At 41.6% G+C, this 20739-nt stretch carries 16 protein-coding genes; 8 read left to right on the forward strand and 8 right to left on the reverse strand.

Annotated elements, in window-relative coordinates:
* The 5 genes from mnmE to rpmH all read right to left on the reverse strand — a co-directional run bounded on the left by mnmE (nucleotide 1) and on the right by rpmH (nucleotide 4191).
* Nucleotides 1–1401 carry a tRNA uridine-5-carboxymethylaminomethyl(34) synthesis GTPase MnmE gene (mnmE, locus tag CEW93_RS06295; protein ID WP_089539932.1) on the reverse strand — a complete coding sequence of 467 codons (1401 nt, stop codon included), beginning with the start codon at nucleotides 1399–1401 and terminating at the stop codon, nucleotides 1–3.
* Between the two features lie 110 nt (nucleotides 1402–1511).
* The gene (gene yidC, locus CEW93_RS06300) at nucleotides 1512–3164 is read right to left on the reverse strand and encodes a membrane protein insertase YidC (protein ID WP_089539918.1); all 1653 of its coding nucleotides are present in this window, start codon (nucleotides 3162–3164) and stop codon (nucleotides 1512–1514) included.
* 78 nt (nucleotides 3165–3242) lie between these two features.
* Nucleotides 3243–3557 carry a membrane protein insertion efficiency factor YidD gene (yidD, locus tag CEW93_RS06305; RefSeq protein ID WP_370511940.1) on the reverse strand — a complete coding sequence of 105 codons (315 nt, stop codon included), beginning with the start codon at nucleotides 3555–3557 and terminating at the stop codon, nucleotides 3243–3245.
* On the reverse strand, nucleotides 3554–3934 hold the full coding sequence (gene rnpA, locus CEW93_RS06310) for a ribonuclease P protein component (protein WP_089539916.1): 381 nt from the start codon (nucleotides 3932–3934) through the stop codon (nucleotides 3554–3556). The genes yidD and rnpA overlap by 4 nt, the downstream gene beginning before the upstream one ends.
* A gap of 122 nt (nucleotides 3935–4056) precedes the next feature.
* The gene (gene rpmH / locus CEW93_RS06315; RefSeq protein WP_029103370.1) at nucleotides 4057–4191 is read right to left on the reverse strand and encodes a 50S ribosomal protein L34; all 135 of its coding nucleotides are present in this window, start codon (nucleotides 4189–4191) and stop codon (nucleotides 4057–4059) included.
* A gap of 475 nt (nucleotides 4192–4666) precedes the next feature.
* Between rpmH and dnaA the strand changes: the two genes are divergently transcribed.
* From dnaA to CEW93_RS06330, 3 genes are all read left to right on the forward strand, one after another.
* Nucleotides 4667–6130, forward strand: coding sequence for a chromosomal replication initiator protein DnaA (gene dnaA, locus CEW93_RS06320; protein ID WP_255503982.1), 1464 nt, complete (start codon nucleotides 4667–4669; stop codon nucleotides 6128–6130).
* 157 nt (nucleotides 6131–6287) lie between these two features.
* Nucleotides 6288–7430, forward strand: coding sequence for a DNA polymerase III subunit beta (gene dnaN / locus CEW93_RS06325; protein ID WP_089539914.1), 1143 nt, complete (start codon nucleotides 6288–6290; stop codon nucleotides 7428–7430).
* Nucleotides 7430–8560, forward strand: coding sequence for a DNA replication/repair protein RecF (locus CEW93_RS06330; protein ID WP_089539912.1), 1131 nt, complete (start codon nucleotides 7430–7432; stop codon nucleotides 8558–8560). The genes dnaN and CEW93_RS06330 overlap by 1 nt, the downstream gene beginning before the upstream one ends.
* A gap of 100 nt (nucleotides 8561–8660) precedes the next feature.
* Here CEW93_RS06330 and CEW93_RS06335 read toward each other — a convergent pair whose 3' ends face one another.
* Nucleotides 8661–8936, reverse strand: coding sequence for a hypothetical protein (locus tag CEW93_RS06335; RefSeq protein ID WP_089539911.1), 276 nt, complete (start codon nucleotides 8934–8936; stop codon nucleotides 8661–8663).
* Nucleotides 8937–9442: 506 nt separating this feature from the next.
* Here CEW93_RS06335 and gyrB point away from each other — a divergent pair.
* Nucleotides 9443–11872: a DNA topoisomerase (ATP-hydrolyzing) subunit B gene (gyrB, locus tag CEW93_RS06340; protein ID WP_089539909.1), complete on the forward strand. Its 2430-nt coding sequence runs from the start codon at nucleotides 9443–9445 to the stop codon at nucleotides 11870–11872.
* A gap of 136 nt (nucleotides 11873–12008) precedes the next feature.
* Here the strand turns inward: gyrB and plsB are convergent, their stop codons facing one another.
* Nucleotides 12009–14564 carry a glycerol-3-phosphate 1-O-acyltransferase PlsB gene (gene plsB / locus CEW93_RS06345; protein WP_089539907.1) on the reverse strand — a complete coding sequence of 852 codons (2556 nt, stop codon included), beginning with the start codon at nucleotides 14562–14564 and terminating at the stop codon, nucleotides 12009–12011.
* A 217-nt stretch (nucleotides 14565–14781) separates the two neighbouring features.
* Between plsB and CEW93_RS06350 the strand changes: the two genes are divergently transcribed.
* From CEW93_RS06350 to CEW93_RS06365, 4 genes are all read left to right on the forward strand, one after another.
* Entirely contained in the window at nucleotides 14782–15702 is a 921-nt protein-coding gene (locus CEW93_RS06350) for an acyl-CoA thioesterase II (protein WP_089539904.1), read from the forward strand.
* A 119-nt stretch (nucleotides 15703–15821) separates the two neighbouring features.
* Nucleotides 15822–16985: a DUF1615 family protein gene (locus tag CEW93_RS06355; protein WP_089539901.1), complete on the forward strand. Its 1164-nt coding sequence runs from the start codon at nucleotides 15822–15824 to the stop codon at nucleotides 16983–16985.
* Nucleotides 16986–17003: 18 nt separating this feature from the next.
* Complete coding sequence (locus tag CEW93_RS06360) at nucleotides 17004–17600, forward strand: YqiA/YcfP family alpha/beta fold hydrolase (RefSeq protein ID WP_089539926.1); 597 nt, start codon at nucleotides 17004–17006, stop codon at nucleotides 17598–17600.
* Nucleotides 17601–17833: 233 nt separating this feature from the next.
* Nucleotides 17834–19543 (forward strand): DUF262 domain-containing protein, encoded by a 1710-nt coding sequence (locus tag CEW93_RS06365; RefSeq protein ID WP_089539898.1) that lies wholly within the window; start codon nucleotides 17834–17836, stop codon nucleotides 19541–19543.
* Nucleotides 19544–20099: 556 nt separating this feature from the next.
* On the opposite strand, the gene CEW93_RS06375 is transcribed toward CEW93_RS06365, so the two are convergent.
* Nucleotides 20100–20693, reverse strand: a complete 594-nt coding sequence (locus tag CEW93_RS06375) for a YigZ family protein (protein WP_089539893.1) — start codon at nucleotides 20691–20693, stop codon at nucleotides 20100–20102.
* Nucleotides 20694–20739: the final 46 nt, after the last annotated feature.

Raw genomic sequence — 20739 nt, forward strand, 5'->3', positions numbered from 1 at the left:
CTATTTTCCAATACAAAAACTGCTAAAAATCCGCCCCAACAACTCATCACTACTCATCTGCCCCGTCATCTCACCAAGTGCCTGCTGTGATAGCCTTAAACTCTCTGCCACCAGCTCGCCCGCCTGATAAACAGTCAATTGTATATAAGCATCATGAGCATGAGACTTAGCACGTTTTAGAGCATCAAGATGACGTGTACGAGCAATCAGGCTGTTTTCTGGGGGGTGAAAACCCACTTTGTTTTTTAGCACCGCCACCAATTTATCAATACCTTGACCTGTTTGACAAGACACATTGACATGAGCGGATGGTACATTATCCATCAAATGAGCTGATGTTTCATGTGAAACATCAGGTAGCAAATCGCTTTTATTGGCAACCATGACAAGTTTCTGCTCAAAACTTTCTTGCCCCAGCTCTGCAATGACATCAAAAAACAGCGCTTTTGCCAACTCAAAAGGGGCATTTTCTTTGCTAACATCATAAACAAACAATAACACATCTGCCTGCCTGACCGCCATTTTGGCTCGGTCTATGCCGATTTTTTCCACCTTATCGTGCGTGTCTCTAAGTCCTGCTGTGTCGGTCAAATGCACCGTCAAACCATCAAGCACCAACATCTCTGACAGCGTGTCTCGGGTCGTCCCTGCCACGTCAGTTACGATGGCGCGCTCCACGCCTGCAAGGCGATTTAACAAACTTGATTTGCCCGCATTGGGCTTGCCTGCCAACACCACTTGCACACCATCTCTTAAAAGCTGACCCTGTTTGGCATTGTTTAAAATACCATCAATTTGCTGTAAGATACTGCTGATTTTTTGCTCAATCACCCCATCTGATAAAAATTCCACGTCCTCTTCATCACTAAAATCAATGCTGGCTTCCACGTACAGACGAAGGTTGATAATTTTTTCATTTAAGTCATTGATTTTATTTGAAAATTCACCAGATAAAGAACGAATCGCACCTCTTGCCTGAGCCATGCTTGTTGCACTGATGGCGTCCGCGATTGCCTCAGCTTGCAGTAAGTCAATTTTATCATTTTCAAAGGCACGCATGGAAAACTCGCCAGCGGTCGCCTGCCTTGCTCCAAGCTCAAAACAACGAGCCAAGAGCATATTTTGTAGCACCATGCCGCCATGCCCTTGTAGCTCTACCACATCCTCGCCTGTAAAAGAATGCGGGGCATTAAAATAAATCACCACCCCTTCATCAATCACGGTCTCTTTATCATCTTTAAATGTGGCAAAATGGGCGTGGCGTGGTATCAGTTTGGACTTACCCGTGATGGCACAGCCAATCTGATAGGCGGTGCGACCTGACAGGCGAATGATGCCCACGCCACCTTGACCGATAGGGCTGGCGATGGCGGCAATGGTGGGTTGTTGGTATTTTGACATGACATGAGACATTGATAAAATGATGTTATTTTAGCATTTTTAAAGATTTTTATCATAAAAAAATCCCACTTGCTGACAAATGGGATTTTATGTGGATTAAATTTATCCAATTAAGCGGCTTTGGTAGCCATCTGTTTTTCAATGCGTTTATTGACAAGGTGCTGATGTGCCATGCTAAATAGGTTATTGACTGTCCAATACAGCACCAAACCTGCTGGGAAAAACAGCATAAATACCGCAAAAATCAATGGCATGATTTTCATCATCTTGGCTTGCATGGGGTCAGAAGGCTGTGGATTAAGCAGTTGTTGGACATACATGGTTGCCCCCATAAAAATCGGCAACACAAACCAAGGATCCATGGCAGACAAATCTTTAATCCACAAAATCCACGGAGCATGACGCAGCTCCACACTCTCCACCAAACACCAATACAGCCCCAAAAAAATCGGCATTTGTAGCAAAATGGGCAAACAGCCTGCCATTGGGTTGACTTTTTCATCACGATACAACTGCATCATTGCCTGACTCATCGCCATGCGGTCATCGCCATGTTTTTCTTTTAGAGCTTCTAATTTAGGTGCAATGGCACGCATTTTTGCCATAGACACATAGCTTTTGTTGGACAGCCAAAACAAGGCAATTTTAACAATCAGTGTCAAACCAATAATCGCCCAGCCCCAGTTGCCTAGCACTTTGTATAGCATTTCTAGTATCATAAATAATGGCTTAGAAATGGGCCAAAACACCCCATAGTCCACTGTTTTTTCCAAACCATCAGCAACTCCAGACAGCTCTTTTTGCACTTTGGGACCGGCATAAAGCGTGGCATCCAAGGTCATCTGCTTACCTGCTGGCACATTCACCACAGGGCTATTAAAGCCAATAAAATGCTCATTATTTTGGGAGCGACTATAAAATTGACCATCAAAATTGCCTGATGGTGTCCACGCTGACACAAAATAATGCTGAATGATGGCAACCCAACCATCTTTGTCTTGACCTTTTAACTCGTCATCATTAAACTCTTTGAATTTTAGTTTATTATAAGGGCTATCAGGTGTGCCCCACGCTCCCCCCAAATAAGTTGCCATGCCCATCATGCCCTTATCATCAAGACCAGGGTCAGCACTATCATCACGTTTTAGTTGAGCGTACATTTGCCCTTGCCAATTATTTTCGGTGGCGTTATTAATGTTGTAGCTGACTGTGATGGGGTATTCACCCGCCTTAAAAGTATAAGTTTTAGTGATGGTTAAGCCATCTTTTTGATAAATAAGCGGTACTTGCAATGTCCCTGATGTTTCGTTGAGCACATAATGTGTCTGCGGACTGGTGTATGTGGCACGCCCTGCATTGGTATCAATACCATCTTGCCCAATAAGTCCAGATTGAGCCACATAAGTACGCCCCCTTTGACCACTTTCTAGCAACACAAAAGGCTCATCTCCCCCCAAAACAGCATCATACTGCTTCAAGGATGCAGAAACCACATCGCCACCCACAGGGTCTATCTTAATGTCATAACGGTCTGTTGAAACACTAATCAGCTGACCTGTTTGCACAGGCACAGACGCTACTTGGGCAGTACTTATGACTGGCACATCGCCACCTGCTGACATTGCAGGCACATCATTGGTATTAGTAGCAACGGGTGTGGTGGCGGGCTTTGTGGTGGCATAGTCATCACGCCATGCCAAAATCAACAAATAACAAGTGATGAGCATCGCAATGATGATTAATATCCGCAGAATTTTTTGCATAAAACTATCCTAAACTGGCAAAATCTTGCCACCAAAAATCATAAAACAGGCTATTTTACTAAAATTTTAGCAAAAAACCTAGCCCTTCATCAGATGATTTCGCCAAGCGCTGTAGCTTAATTTGTCTTTAAAAACAACACTTACGACACATCTACTAGCCGCAAAATGATAGCGATACAAAGGCAGTGGCACAAAGTCAACCCCAGAGCCACCCCACGGCTGGCAACGCAAAATCCGTTTTATCACCAATGGTATCCCACGCACTCCATGCCATGACAAAGCATATATGCCATAAGATGAACAAGTAGGGTAAAAGCGACAGCGAGCGGGCAATAACGGACTTAATGCCTTTTGATAGCTTTTGATGACAAACAGTAAAAATTTAACCATCATGATTTAGCAGGATAATCAGCGATGAGTTTTTTAAAAATTTGTGTCAGCTCGCCATGCAAGTCGATATCTTTTGTGTATTTTTTTTTAACAATCAATACCACATCTACCGCCTCCATACCAGAGCAATGCAGGCGAAAATATTCACGAGTCAGTCGCTTTAAACGGTTGCGCATGACTGCCTGTCTGAGTTTCTTTTTGGTGATGGCAAGCCCAAGTCGTGGACACATCTGTTTTATTTGCCCTGCTCGGACAAACAATAACAAATGCTCGCTATGAATTTTTTTTGCAGGGGTATCAAATACTCGTTTAAAATCACAAGGTGTCAATAGGCGGTGATTTTTGGTAAAAACATGACTGATGGGATTATTGTCTGTCATATATCATCACAAATAAAACACATGATATAGAACTTGATGATTTTCGTCAATTTATTTGGCATCACCAATAAACGAAAAGCACCTTTTGGGTGCTTTTCGTTGGTATCTCTCTTGATTGATTATTACACAGTCAAGCGATGACGACCTTTGGCACGACGGCGAGCCAAAACTTGGCGGCCGTTTTTAGTGGCCATACGGGCACGAAAACCGTGGGTGCGTTTACGTTTTAAAACACTGGGCTGGAATGTACGTTTCATAATTTTCACCTTAAGGATGGAGCATTGCCTGACCCTGCAGAAATCATGATGGCAATGTTGGACTAATGATTACCATAAAATTGGTAAGCTAGACATTCTAGCAAAACTTACCAGTATGGTCAAGTTCTTTATTTTTAATAAACAGGTTAAATATACTAAAATTTACTGTTATGGTTAGATTTTTAAAGTTATCCACAGATTTTTGAACCGCTTATTATTAATAATATATATTAAATAATAATAATAAGGAAGTGAAAAATCTGTGGATAACTAATGATAAATTATTTAAATCAATAACTTATATTGTGGATATCCTGTGGATAACTCTGTGGATAAATTGTGTATAACTTGAAGATAAAAAACTTATCCACAATTTATCCACAGAGTTATCCACAGGATGTTTCAAAAAATAATTTTTTGTGGTATGATGATGCGGTTTTTTAAAATAGAGTGATTTTGGTACTTAGGTGTGATCATGGGTAATAATGGGTCATTGTTTGATGAAGTGTTTGAAGATGAACGGTTGGCTTGTCATAACGTACCAAAGCTGACTGTTCCTAAGACTGATGAGTTGCCATTTTTTAAGATGGATGATGCCCAGCATTTGTGGGAGTTGTGCTTGATGCAGCTTAAAACGGACATCTCAGAGATGGATTTTAACCAATGGTTAAGACCCATCACACCCATTTTGCAGGGTGATACCTTGGTATTAACAGCAATAAATCCTGTGTACATTGAGCGGGTGAAAAAAAATTACTTGCCTGTGATTGAAAGAGTGTTGGCTGAACACGCATTTGGTAAAATAAAGTTAAAAACACAGGTGAAAACTCGTTCATCTCCCCCCACCAAAAGGAAAGCGATAAAAAAAACACAAATTGCAGACAGTAATGCCCTAAATCCGCTTTATACTTTTGATAATTTTGTCAAAGGTAAATCCAATGCTTTGGCATATAAGACCTGCATGGAGTTGTCAAAAAAATTAGGACAAGAATCAGGTGGGGTACTTGACAGTCATTTGTTGTTTTTGTATGGAGCGTCAGGCTTGGGCAAAACACATCTGATTAGTGCGGTGGCTCACAATTACCAAAAGGCGGGTTTGGCTTATTGTTTTTTTGATAAGGACAGTTTTTTTAAGGCGGCTACCAACGCATTTCGCATGGAGCAAAATGGCGAAAAAGGCGAAGTAGAGCGATTAATGGAGCGCATCAGGCAGGCAGATTTGCTGATGATTGATGATGTGCATATGATTAAGAGCAAAAATGGTTCAGCGGTGCTGGATATTTTAACTCGCTTATTTGGGGAATTTACGCAAGGTAACAAACGTTTGATTTTGGCATCTGACCGCCCGCCATCACGCATGACCAATTTTGAAGCACGTTTTTTGTCCCGTTTTTCGGGGGGGTTATCTTTGCCAATAGAGCCACCAGACATAGACACTCGCATTCAGATTTTGCAAAAAAAAGCAAGTGCCAAGCAGATGGTGCTACCCAAAGAGTGTGCCATTTTTATTGCTCAAAATGTGCCATTTGATGTGCGTGGTTTGGAAGGGGCATTAGATCAAGTGTTGGCGTATGCCATCACCACGGACATGCAGGTGGATTTGCGATTGGTGCGTCAGGCGTTAAGGGACCGCATTGATGTGCGAACGTCATCAGTAAACACTGACAGCATTCGCGATGTGGTGGCAAAATATTACAGCATACCTACAAAGGAGCTGGTGGGTAAAAAACGCAGTCGTCATATTGCTCGTCCCCGTCAGATGGCAATGGCACTCATTCGTGAGCTGACCCAAGACAGTTTTCCTGAAATTGGACAAGCGTTTGGTGGACGAGACCACACCACTGTCATACACGCCTGTGAAACGATTGCACAGCTACGCCAAACAGACGCACAGATTAACAAAGATTATCAGTCGTTAATGGCGACACTGCGGGGTTAGCTTTGTGTAATCTTTGGACGGTTGTGGTACAATGATGATGTTTTGGCGATGCTTGATTGGATGAGTGTTTTTGTTGTTTTTAACTTAAAAACAATGAATTAATTTAAAATCTATGAGCAAGGGTAAAGGTTTAAATTTTGTTTGCGAGATGTGATTTATGAAACTTGTGGTTAATCGTGGTCTTTTTATTAAAGCCATGAGCTTTGTGGTGGAAGTGGCGAATCGTCATCGCTTACCAATTTTGGGTAATATTAAGCTGGTGCTAGATACAGACCAACTAACATTGACGGCATCGGATTTGGAGGTGGAGCTGACGTGTCATGTGTTGTTGCCTAAGGGAGCGTGTCAGCAAGTAGGGGCAGTTACTGTGCCTGCCGACAAGCTGTTTAGTATTTGCAAATTGCTTCCTGAGGACGATGTGTGTTTTGATGCGTCTGAAAATTTAGGCCGTTGTCATATTAGCAGTGGAAAGAGTAATTATTCTTTGGCAACTTTGCCAGCAAGTGATTTTCCAAGCATTGGTCAGCCCAATACCCAAAAAAGTGTCAAAGTCAGTCTTGATGATTTGTCAGGCTTATTAAAACACACTCGCTTTGCCATGGCGACCCAAGATGTGCGTCATTATTTGACGGGGTTGTTGTTGGAAATAAGCGGTCAAAATTTAACAGCAGTTGCCACAGATGGACATCGTTTGGCGGTGGCGTATCGCAGCTTGATTGAGTCGTGTGATGACACTCGTGTGATTATCCCTGGTAAAGCGGTGAGTGGATTGGAACGTTTGCTACTTGAACTTGCCAAAACTGCCCAGAATGGTGGTTTGGTAGAGCTTGGCATAGATGATGAATTTTTGTATTCGGCATTAAATTTTGGTCAAGAAATGACCATAAATCTGACCGCTCGTTTGATAGATGGTAAGTTTCCTGATTATCGCCGTGTGTTGCCAACCGCTAACGATAAAATTGCAGTCTTTGATAAAGATGAAATGGTGGCGGTGCTAAGACGTATTTCGGTCTTAAACACCAAAGAATCTCCCGGCGTACTCCTTGGGTTTGGTTCATCTGACACAGCCACCATTAGCTCCAACAATCGTGAGCAAGATGAAGCGGTGGAAGTGTTGCCTGTCAGCTTTACAGGTCAGCCGATAGAACTGTCTTTTAATGAAGGCTATCTGCGTGCAGTACTAAATGTCCTAGAAGGCGACGTTCGCTTAGAAATGGTACATCCCAACAGCCCTGCCTTGATTTATCAAGTGGGTGATGAGCATCGTCATCAATATGTTGTCATGCCAATGCGTGTCTGATGATTGATGAGCTTAAAATCCATCAGTTTCGCAACATCAGCACTGCTCATTTGTCTTTGGCAGAATGTAATGTGTTGGTGGGCAAAAATGGTAGTGGCAAAACATCGTTGTTAGAAGCGGTGTTTTTGTTGTCAAGGGGTAAAAGTTTTCGTCATCATGAACCAAAACGCTACATCACTCATCATCAGCACAGATGTGCAGTTTGGGCAAATACCAGACAAGGGCAGATGGCCATACAAAAAACACTTGATGATAAAGGGTTTGCCACCACCATCATAAAACAACACGGGCAACACGTCTCATCTCAAAGCGTGCTGTCTTTTGCCTTGCCAACTTTACTTATTGATCCAAGTGGTATGGAGCTGTTGGAGATGGGCAGCAACAGTCGCAGACAGCTTTTAGACTGGCTTGTGTTTCACATGGAACATGAGTTTTATGGTGAATGGTTGTCTTACCAAAGATTACTAAAACAGCGTAATATACTGCTAAAATCACCTGCCATTCAAAAGCGACTGCCAGAGCTGTATGCGTGGGACTATCAGCTTGCTTCTCATGCTCATAAAATCCACGAATATCGCCAAACGGTTTTTAATCGTTGGTTGGGTTATTTTGATAAAATGCTATCTTGTCTGTTGCCTCATTGTGCCGGGTTGATTTGGTTGTCTTATCAAGCGGGATTTGATGAAAAGGTGGGGTTATTTGATGTATTAAGACAACGCATCACGGCAGATGTGGAGCTGGGTTATACTCGGGTTGGCACTCATCGTGCGGACATATCAGTCGTATTTAAGCAATCAGGCGATGTTAGGTTTAAGGAACAGGCAGCTAATGTGTTGTCTCGGGGTGAAAAAAAATTACTCATCACCGCCTTAAAATTATCACAATTACAACTCATCTGTGAAACTGGCATTCGCCTTGTGGTGATGATTGATGATATTGATGCTGAGCTTGATGAATGGGCGGTACAAACCCTGCTTAAAACCTTAATGGAATTGCCTTGTCAGTTGTTTATCACAAATCTTAACAGCGATATTGTCAGTGTCATTCATGATGTTCAAAAACAGCTTGGCAGCACCAAAACGATGGCGGTATTTGATGTTAAAGATGGGACTATTATAAAGCGGATATAGTTTTATTTGATAAAATAATTAAGTTAAATATGTTAAATATTTTTGGTGTGGGGCGTCATTTATCCCACACGTTTAAATCATATATTTTTAGTGAATTAAATCAAAATTCCCAAGATTTCCAATGACCTTGCTTATTTATCTCAAATGGTCCACTACGAAATAATACTTCCTCCCCTGCCAACAATTTACGCACCCAAATGTCCGTATAGTCTTCGCCTGTGCCACGCACGATAAAACGAGTATTAGGAAAATTTGCAGATATATGATAAAACAAATCCAAAATAAGACCTGCATACATTTTATTAAAACCGTAACAAGAGCCTCTCGCTAACAATGATGTTAAGTCTGTCAGCAGACCTTCACGTGAGCACCCCATCTCATCACACTATTTTTCAGCAATGGGTTGAAGCAATTTAAAAGAAAATTCATGATTTTGTGTGGCTGGATTTTCTTTATCTTCCCAAACCAAATCCACATTAGTATAATAACTCATCATAAACCCTTGATTTTAAAACTTGGTATCAGCCATGCCATGTAAATTTTTAAAAGTTTTTGTATCATGTTATGTTATTTGTATATCTTTAAGATGATTGAATAATTGCGTTTCCTGATGTTATTTTGTTTACGTTTGAGGCTGGCAAATAAGTGAGTGATTGGTTTAATAATTTATGCTTAAAACAATTAACATCACATCTGTTGAGTTTGTATTTTATAAAAATCTATGTCATTTAACAAGCTTTTTAAATCATCAAAATACTCAATTTAATACTGCCCGATTTTGACCAAAGATGATTTTCCCCCTAAAAAATGCTATAATATCAACGTATTTTTGTCAAAAATTTGATGGCTTTTGCCAAGACAAATCCCAAATTAAGGATTTTTATGAGCGACCCAATTTCAACCCAAAATAATTATAATGCTAATAGTGTGCGAGTGTTGCGTGGATTAGAAGCGGTGCGAGTTCGTCCCGGTATGTACATTGGCGATACAGATGATGGCACTGGCTTGCATCATATGGTTTTTGAGGTGGTGGATAATGCCATTGATGAAGCGTTGGCAGGGTATTGCGATGAGATTAATGTGGTGATTCATGCCGATGAATCGGTGTCAGTAACAGATAATGGGCGTGGCATTCCTGTGGACATTCACCCAGAAGAGGGCGTGTCGGCAGCTGAGGTGATTATGACCGTCTTGCACGCAGGCGGTAAATTTGACGACAACAGCTATAAAGTCTCAGGCGGTTTGCATGGGGTTGGCGTGTCAGTGGTCAATGCCTTGTCCAAAAAGCTGACCTTAAACATCTGGCGAGATGGTTTTGCTCACAGCCAAGATTATACAGATGGTGTGCCTGATTCTCCCTTAAAACAACTAGAAGCAACCGACAAAAAAGGCACGCAAGTGCGTTTTTATCCCAGTGCTGAGATTTTTAGTGCCACCATTTTTGATTATGACATTCTTGCCAAACGTTTGCGTGAACTTTCTTTTTTAAATTCTGGTGTACGCATTGTTCTGACCGATGAGCGAGACGGCACACAACACGTTTTTGAACATAAAGGCGGACTTGGTGAGTTTGTTGGCTATATCAATGAAGGTAAACAAACTCTCAATGACATTTTTCATTTTACTGCCCAAAGCACAGACGGCATTGGTGTAGAAGTCGCTCTGCAATGGTCGGACAGCTATAACGAAAAAGTTTTGTGTTTTACCAACAACATTCCCCAAAGAGACGGTGGTACGCATTTATCGGGGTTTCGCTCGGCACTCACTCGCTGTCTAAATGCTTATATGGACAGCGAAAACATCAGCAAAAAAGAAAAAGTACAAGTAACTGGCGATGACGCTCGTGAAGGTTTGGTCGCCATTGTGTCGGTGAAGGTGCCAGACCCTAAATTCAGCTCGCAAACCAAAGATAAACTGGTGTCTAGTGAAGTCAAATCCGCCGTTGAGACGGTCATGCACGAAAAACTGTCGGAGTTTTTGCTGGAAAATCCCACTGCCGCCAAAGCCATTGCGGGCAAAATCATAGATGCCGCTCGGGCAAGAGAAGCTGCTCGCAAGGCTCGTGAGATGACGCGACGTAAAACATCGCTAGACATTGCAGGGTTGCCTGGCAAACTGGCGGATTGTCAAGAAAAAGACCCTGCTTTATCGGAGCTGTATTTGGTGGAGGGTGATAGTGCTGGTGGGTCTGCCAAACAGGGTCGTAGCCGTAAAACCCAAGCGATTTTGCCATTAAAGGGTAAAATTTTGAATGTGGAACGTGCCAGATTTGACAAAATGCTGTCATCTGCCGAAGTGGGTACGCTCATCACCGCCCTTGGCACGGGCATTGGTAAAGACGAGTATAATCCTGACAAACTCCGCTATCACAAAATCATCATCATGACCGATGCTGATGTGGATGGTAGCCACATTCGTACGCTATTATTGACTTTCTTTTTCCGTCAAACGCCCGAGCTGATTGAGCGTGGGCACATTTATATTGCTCAGCCACCACTTTACAAAATCAAAAAAGGCAAACAGGAGCTGTATCTAAAAGATGATGATGCTTTAAAATCTTATCTGCTGTCGTCCACGATTGATGATAATCAGTTGTTTTTAACCAAAGACACACCGCCTATCAGCGGTCTTGCCTTGGAAAGTTTGCTAAGCGATTATAGCCAAGCCCAAAATACCAAAAATCGCTTAAGCCAAAAATACCCCATCAGCTTGATAAATGCCCTAACCTTTGTGCCAAAACTACAAGCCGAGCAGTTAAAGGATAAATTGGCAGTGCAAGCATGGGCAGACAAACTGCACTCGGTATTAAACGACAAAGCTGGTGAGCTAAATCCACAAGTCAGCCTTGATGTGGTTGGTGGTGAGACAGGGGAGATGTATCTGCCAAGAATCACCATTTTTGTGCATCAGCTGCCACAGTATTATACGCTTGACCCGTTGTTTGTCAGCTCTGGTGAGTATGATAAACTATTAAGATTATCAAGTACTTGGAATACAATTTTGAGCGATGAAAGTTTTATCAGGCGTCATGATAAGGATTATGCGGTGAAGGATTTTGACCATTTGTGGGAGCAGGTCATGGCGGAAGCTCGCCGTGGGCTTGCCATTCAGCGATACAAAGGGCTAGGCGAGATGAACGCTGACCAGCTATGGGAGACCACGATGGACCCTGAAAATCGCAATATGCTCAAAATCACCATAGAAGATGCCATCGCAGCCGACCATTTGTTTAACTGCTTGATGGGTGATGAAGTAGAGCCAAGACGAGCATTTATTGAAGAAAACGCTTTAAATGCTGACATTGATACTTGATTGCTCATCAGATAAAACCCCAAATTTGGGGTTTTATTTTTTTAAAATTTGGACTGAATGCGTGCTACAAGGTCTATTTTATTGTTGAACCAAACGCGTATATTTGCAAAGAGTTCATATAACCACTAATATGGGGTCATTTCAGTCCAAATTTGCGCTTGGCTGTCTGTGCCAGCACCATCTCAATTTCATCATCATTAAGACTGGCAGTGTGGTGTAGTAGGTCCATCATGTCAGGATTTAGGACAAATCTGGCGTGTTTGGCGATGTTGTCAATACGCTCATCAAAGCTGATAAGACCATCATTGATTTGGATATAATCTAGGCGTTTTAAGGTGTCTAGAAAACTTGTAAACAATGCCTTATCAAACATATCAGGCAAATCATCACCATACAACAAAGAGATACGCTGACCAAGCACATAGCACAGATTGACCGTTTGTTCGGAGTTTAGGCGATTTGAGCCTTGTTCGGACAATAAAGTCAGTGCCATAAAATAGCGTTCTAGGCTTTGTTGGGCAGGACTGGCAAGTACGATAAGCTGTTGATAATGAGCAGAGTTGCTTTGGGGTGAGCCTATCACACCATCACCCAAATCTATCAGCACGCCTTCGGATATAAGAACGTCTAGTATTTGGCTGATGGTGTTGGCGATGTTGCGTTGAGCAAATTTTAAGAAAAATTCACTTTGTAAAAATGGATATAACAGCTCGCTGATACTGCTGATTTTGGCTTTATCAATCCAACCATTTCTTTGCACCAAAGATGCCAAAAAGCTAGATAAAATAAAGGCGTGCAAGATGTTATTTTTAAAATAACTTAGCAGGGGCGCTTGTTTGTCTGCCACCGTAATCATGTCGCCCAACACATGGGGGGTGCGTTCTATGAGTTTTAGGCGTAAGCCGTAGTTTAGGATGTCTTGGGCAGACATGTCAGTGATGAACGTGTCTTTATCGTAGGGCAAGGCTTGGGCAATGCGTTGATATAAGGCGATTTGTTCTATTGCTTGGGTTTCGCCTAGGGCAGATTTTTGGGTGGATAAAATGACCAATGCCAGTAGGGACACAGGGTTTATCACGGCTGATTTGTTGATGTTTTGCATGATTTTGACAGCGATGTTGGTAATCATGGCGTGCGTTTTTTGGGTATTTTCATCGCTGTTGTCGCCTGCTTTGACATCAAATTTGTTCATAAAATGTTCAATATGCAACGGCTCTCCAAAGGACAAATGCACCGTACCAAAAATCCGTTCAATCTTTTTGGCGGTTTTGGCAAGGTTTAGCAGGTTTTCGCTTTCTTTGGGTTTGCCTTTTAGTTCACCCACATAAGTTGCCCCTTCCATAATCCGCTCATAGCTGATGTAGGTGGGAATAAAGACCACAGGTTTGGCACTTTCACGCAAATAGCTATTGACAGTCATTGCCAGCATACCCAGTTTGGGTGGTAATAATCTGCCTGAGCGAGAGCGACCCCCTTCTATAAAATACTCAATGGGTACAGCACGCTGCATGAGTGTGTGGACGTATTCTTTAAACACGGTGCTATATAGGACGTTACCTTTGAAGCTACGTCTCATAAAAAACGCACCGCCATTTCTTAAAATCTCACCCACCACAGGGATGTTTAAATTTTCACCTGCTGCCACCAAAGGCACTCTGAGCCCCCGTTTATAAATGACATAGGACAATAGCAGATAGTCCACATGACTGCGATGGCAAGGCACATAGATGATTTGATGGTCGGGAGCAAGCTCGCGCACTCGCTCAAAATGACGCACTTCCACGCCATCATACAGCCGTGTCCACAGCCATGTCAAAAAATGGTCAAAAAAACGCACCACCGAATGCGAATAATCACTGGTAATCTCACTGATATAGCCTGCCGCTTCTTTTTTGACAGTGGCGATAGATTTGCCAGTCGTGTTTGCTTCTTGTTCTATGGCGGATTGTACGGTGGGCGATGATAAGATTTTGCCAGTGATGTTGCGTTTATCGGATAAATCAGGACCGATGATGCTGGTGCGTTGGTTGTCTAATCGCTCTTTTAGATGGGCGGTGATGTATTCGCTTAGGTGCGTGGCATTTGGGGTATCAATGTCTTGGGCGGTGCGTGCGTCTTGGATAAGGGTGCTTAGGTCTTGGGCTTGGGCAAATTGTATGACTGTATCTCGTCCCATGACGCCAATATTAAACAACTGTTTGCTAACACTTGGGCTGTTCCATTCATCTGCCATCAACAGGCGAAATAAAGAATCTTCTTTGTCGGGAGCTCGCCCCCACAAAATCGTAACAGGGATTAGGCGAATCTGTAAGCTGGGGTTATCAAGACACGCTTGCACCAAACGCTCCAAACGAGGTGAGATGGCGGTGGCAGAAGCATGGCGATGTTTTAAAAAAATCACAGACACGTTTTCATCAAGTGTGTCGGTTTTGATTTTGTTTAAGGCAGATGGTAGCCCCAGCTCATCGGTTTTTAAATCTAGCAATAAGCTGTTTGAGCGAGAGTATTCTCGCAACACATAAAATGTTGGTACATCATCATCAAAAACAGGGACTTCTCCGAGTACTTGGGCTTTGACCGCTAGGGATAGACCTTTGGCAGACAATGTGCGATAGGCAGGTTTGTGTTCGGTTGGTGGTGAGATTTTTGAGCGTTTATTAAGAAATTTGGTAAGTGCGGTGAGTGTGAACATGAGAAATCTTAAATAAGAAAATGACCAGTTAGTCCACTATTTTAACATTTTTAGGAAGTGATTAGGTAGAGCGTGCCAAAGTCAGATAACACAATTTACAATTTAGCAATGATTTGGAGATAAAAATCAGCAGATGGATGGGTGTCATTTTGTGATGAATTGTTGTGGTTTTGTATCAAATATGACGTTTCACCCATGCCAAAAAAAATGCTATGATATGGCAACATTTTTATCAGATGATATTATGACCGCTCAATCTTTGTTAGATGAATTGCTAACAGCACTTACTTTGACCAAAATCGCCCCTGATACTTACCAAGCCCCTAGCTTTGATTTTGTGGGAGCCAGAGTGTTTGGTGGTCAAGTGCTGGCTCAGGCGATGATGGCAGGTGCTTTGACCCTTGATGTGGATAAACCGTGCCATTCGCTCCATGGCTATTTTTTGCGTGGCGGTGATATTCGTTATCCTGTCATTTATCAAGTTCGCCGTTTGCGTGATGGCAAAAGTTTGTCCGCTCGCCAAATCGTTACGGTGCAAAACGTGCCTGATGGCGAAGGTGTTATCAGTGAGCAGGTGATTTTTAGTATGATTGCCTCTTTTTCACCGATGGAAGGCGGGCTAGATTACCAAGAAACCATGCCTGCTTATCCCAGTCCTTATCTATTAAAGGGCGAACAAGAGCTCAAAGCACAATATTTGAACAAAATCCCCCAAGCACTCCAAGCTCGCTTTATGAAAAAGCGTCATGTGGAGATACGCCCCATCAGTCCACGCGACCCCATAAATCCAGCACCCATGCGACCTAGACAAGCCAACTGGCTACGCATTGAAGGCTTACACCAGCAGCCTGTGGCGATACATCAGGCATTGTTGGCGTTTGCGTCTGATTATTATTTGGTCAGTACAGGACTGATGAGTCATGGGCTAACCTATGCCAGTCGTGGACTGCAAGTGGCGAGCATTGACCACAGCATGCACTTTCATCGCCCCTTTGATATCAGTGATTGGCTGCTGTATGACATGTGGAGCGACACCACCAGTCATGCCAAGGGGCTAAATCATGGTCAGTTTTGGCAAGATGGCAAACTGGTCGCCACTACCCAACAAGAAGGGCTCATGCGTCTGCGTGATGGTTAGCTGTGGATTGTACAAATCTTGTGCGATGTGTGTTTACAAAATATAAAAAAGTGGTAATTTGGTAAACAAGCCAGTTAAGTATAATGATGGCGTTTTGTCCCTTTGATAGATGGATAACTATGACAACACTGACAACCTTATCAAAAACTGCGATGGCGGTTGTGGCACTGCTGACACTCAGTGCCTGCCAAAAAGACGACACGCCAAGTACGCCCACACTAAGTGCCAAACAAATCGCCAAACTCATTCCTAGTCGCGTCAAAAACCGCCAAAGCTGGGCGGGCGATATTGAGCGTGTGTTTGATGAGCTAAAACTGCACAAAGACAAACAAAATCTGTGTACCGTCATTGCGGTGATTGACCAAGAATCTAATTTTCATGCCAATCCTAGCGTGCCAAATTTGGGTGAAGCATCGCTAAAAGAGATAGACAGCCGTTTGGAGAGTAAACTTGGCAAACAGCTTGCTGGTGTGTTTCGCACCATGCTTGCCACCAAGCCCAGCAAAGACAACAACTTTGTCAAACAAATCAAAGCGGTCAAAACCGAAAAAGAGCTTGATGAGCTGTATCAAGCCATTTTTGATTATTTTACCACCACTTATAAGGTGTCAGGGGTCAATAGCTTAACCAAGCTCACTGGGGAAGCCTTGGATGAGCGGCTCAATCCCATCACCACCCTTGGCTCCATGCAGGTGCATATCAACTACGCCAAAGCCCACCGCCGTGCCAACATGACCGACCGCACATTGCGTGCTGATTTGTATGGGCAATATGGCGGGCTGTATTATGGCATTCATCGCTTGATGAAGTATAAAGCCGATTATGATAAGCCCTTGTATCGTTTTGCAGATTATAACTCGGGGATTTATTCTAGTCGTAATGCCGCTTTTCAGCAGCGTGTGGCGACTTTGACTGGCAAAAAACTTGCCATTGATGGGGATTTGCTCTTGTATAGTGGCGGTGGCGTGTCGGACAAAGTGGGACAAACCGAGCAAGCACTCATTGCCCTTTTGGCGACCACACCCACACCCATGAGCGACAAGCAAATCCGTAGCGACCTTAAAAAAGAAAAAAAGCAAAGTTTTGAAAGCACGCAAACTTATCAAGAAGTCAATCGTTTGTTTGAAGCCAAAAGGGGCAAAAAACCCAGTTATGCCATCATGCCCCAAGTTACCATCTCAGGGCCCAAACTCTCCCAAGACTACAACACCAACTGGTTTGCCACACGAGTGGATAAACGCTATCAAACGTGTATGAGCACCGCCAAACAGCTAAAATTATAACCAACTGATGAAACGATGATGACCATTATTTATTTACATGGGTTAGACAGCGACCCAAACGCCACCAAAGCTGTCATCACCAAAAACCACGCTGGCACACATGACATCAAAGTGCTGTGCCCTGACCTAAATTGCCCACCTGATGAGGTAGTCAGCAAAGTGCTTGTTTTGATAAATGCCAATGATGACGTGGTGCTGATAGGCTCATCTTTGGGTGGTTATTTTGCCAATCTCATCTCGGACATGACAGGCACACCTGCGATTTTACTCAACCCAAGCATTCGTCCTGATGTCAGTTTTCGGCGGTTTTTGAGTGATAATTTTGACGATAAACCCTTGCAAAAAGACACGGTGATTTATACCACCACAGGCGGTTGGCAGATTAAATTTGCGGATTTGGCGTGGTTTGAGATGCACCCTTTGACCGTTGACAATCCCAATAAAATCAAAGTACTACTCAAAATGGGTGATGAGCTGCTAAATGCTCATGTCAGCTGTCAATTTTATCAAGACAAAGGAGTGTTTGTGCTTGCCCAAGACGGTGGCGACCATCGGATGAGTGATTATGAGAGTCAGATTGTGCAAATATTAAAATGGGTGGGTGAGATTGGTTAGTATCGTCGCAATTTAAGGGTATTTAATGTGATTTTTGATAATTTGTCTTTATTAACCAAATGGTTTAAAATTTTATAAACATGACCACCACTTGCTACCATAATCCCTTAGTGATTGAGGTTTGTCAGCCGAAGTTGGTGGAGAGGGATAGGTCGGTGGGTATGTGGTGGAGTTGTCTTTCTGTTGCTAATGAATCTTAATATTTTTATTCACTATTTAAAAAGGAAATTAATATGGCAAATTGGAAAACATATCGTATTTCTGATGTGGTTAATGAGATTGATGAAGGTAAATATGTTTTACCTGTTATTCAGCGTCCATTAGTCTGGTCTGAAGAAAAGATGGAATTACTTTTTGATACTTTATTAAAAGGAGATAGTTTTAGTGGGGTAATTGCTATAAAGGAGGAGAAAGATAAAAAACCTTTGTTTAATTACCGCCCTTTTACCAAAACAGGAGAATTTATTGATAGCCGAGAAATTGAAAATTTAAGACAAACACAATTTTTTATCATCGATGGTCAGCAAAGATTACAAACCTTTTATATTGGATTGACGGGATCTTTTTATGGTAAGGTTTTATATTTTGATTTGTATAGTAATTATAAATCTTATTATGAATTCAAATTTGAAAAAGAAGAAAGCCAATTACCTAAAATATCTAGAGATGATGGAAGAATTTTAAACAAACATTTATGGTATCCAGTTAAATTATTATTAAATGATTTGAAAGATATAAATGATGAAGAACAAGTGGCTGATGAGATCATAGAGCGTTTTTCTACTTCTGAAGATGTAGAAAAAGAGCATATTAGGAAAAATATTAAAGCATTTTACAAGCATGTTATTACTTCGGAGAGTCTGGGTATTTCTATTGTTAATATAAATAAAAGTCTCCCAGAACAAAAAAATAGACAGCGTATCGTAGAGTTATTTAGGCGATTGAATGATGGAGGAACTAAATTATCATCATTCGATTTAGTTGCGTCTATATTAAAAGGTTTTGATTGGAAAATGGAGGCTTTTCTGAAACAAATTCTATCGGATTATCAAGATATTGGTTTGACGCAAGATAATCTGATTAAGTTGATTTTTTTATTGCAGGATAATCACAATAAAGAAATGGCGGATATAGAAGCTAAAGATGCAGATTTTGCTATTGCAAATCAAGAAAAGATACAAGCAGTTTTATATTCGACTAAGCAATTTTTGAAAAATGCAGATTTGTATGGATATTATCAAGAAGGCAGTCGTTCATTTATTCCTTTGTTCTTTATTGCTTACCATTTATTTCATCAAAATAAATCAATAGAAAAAATCGAATCATATTTCGATAACCATGATACGGGAAATCAAGATTTTCTACTAATAAGAAAATGGTTATATCATTCTTTGATAAATGGTGTATTTCGTAGTCGTGGAGCAGGTTGGGTTTCCTATAAAACAGGAGTTCGTAAATTATTAAATACTATCAAATTTCATAAAAATGAACCATTTCCAATCCAGGAGTTGTTTGATGTATACATTCAGCATCCATTAAATTTTGTTTTGGATTACTCTGTAAATGATTTGGTTAATTTAGATTCTACCTTTATTTACTATTTAATGTACGACTGTAAATCTACTACTCGTGTCAATGATATTGATCATATCATGCCCAAGTCTATTTTACAGACATATAATTACTCTTGGGATAAGATTAATAGTATTGCTAATTATCAGTTGTTAGATTATTCAACTAATCGTGGTAATAAAAACGCTTGTGCTTTTGCAGAATGGGTTAACAATGAAAATAATGTGAAAGATAAAGAGCGTTATCTGCATACACATTTGATTCCAATAGATGAAATGCTATGGGGTGAAGATAAATTTGAAGAGTTTATTGAAGAGAGAGCAAAGTTAATTATCAAAAAAGTTAATTCTTATTTTATTAAATTGGATTAATTGATAATAAAAAAGCTTTGTAAATTTCAAAATAATTTCTGACACACTGTTATGCCGTTTGAAGCTTAAATTGGTAGGTTTATATCTAACCAGATTTGTTTTAGATGGAATTAAAGTTTTGGTTAGAACCAAAGGAGTTTTCCAACCATGCGCAAGCTGCAAAACACGCTGTATATCACCACCCAAGGCAGTTCGGGAAATGCTGGTGGTGGAGCAGGAGCGTAGGAAGATGGCGTAGTTGCCGGTGCATGCGATTGGGCGTATTTTTTGTTTCGGCAATGTGCTGGTGTCGCCTTTTTTTGATGGGGTTTTGCGGCGAGAACAATGTGAATTTGGCGTTTTTTACCGAAAACGGACGGTTCTTGGGATGTTTGCAGTGGCGGCAAAGTGGTAATGTGCTATTTGGTAGATGTGGTTGATTTGCCTTGTACTAATGTTAGTATACAAGCTGTTCCACGTGAAACATATTTGTTCTTTATGTTTTGTTGTGCAGGTCAATTTCGTGCAGATAATATTTTTCCATGATAACTTTTGATGTAAGTTGGGCTCTGTTATCTTATATGTTTTGTATCTTGCCATATATTCCCAAATGCTCTGCAAATTCTGTCGCTTTTTCGCTGTCTATTTGTACCATCATCACAACATCATGGGCATAATCTGCCGATAAAATCTCTCCTTTGACTTGTCCTATCAGGTAACGAACTTGGGCTTCGTGAGCAAAGCTGCACACAACTTTAAGCACAGATTTTGGTATAAAAGGCACAATCACCATCTTATCTACCACCATTTGTGTGGCGGTGGCATAGGCTCGTGTCAGCCCGCCCGCTCCTAGCTTGATTCCCCCAAAATATCGCACCACAACCACCAACACATTGCCAATACCTTTATGTTGTAAAACATTTAAAATCGGTCTGCCTGCGGTACCATTTGGCTCGCCATCGTCATCAAAGCCTGCGTGTGTGGTGTTGTTTGGGTCGCCCAAAATATAAGCCAAACAATGATGGCGTGCGTCTGGGTAGCTGCTTTTGAGCTGTTCCACGTGGAACATAAGCTCGTCTTTGCGTTTTATTGGGTAAGCAAATGCCAAAAACTCAGACTTTTTGATTTCATAGACGGCTTGACAAGGGGCGGATAAGGTGTGATAGGTCATTTTGCTTTATAAAAATTTTGGCTAATGATACAATGGTTTCATTTTA

It is taken from the genome of Moraxella sp. VT-16-12 (genome assembly GCF_002224245.2).
Classification (GTDB): Bacteria; Pseudomonadota; Gammaproteobacteria; order Pseudomonadales; family Moraxellaceae; genus Moraxella.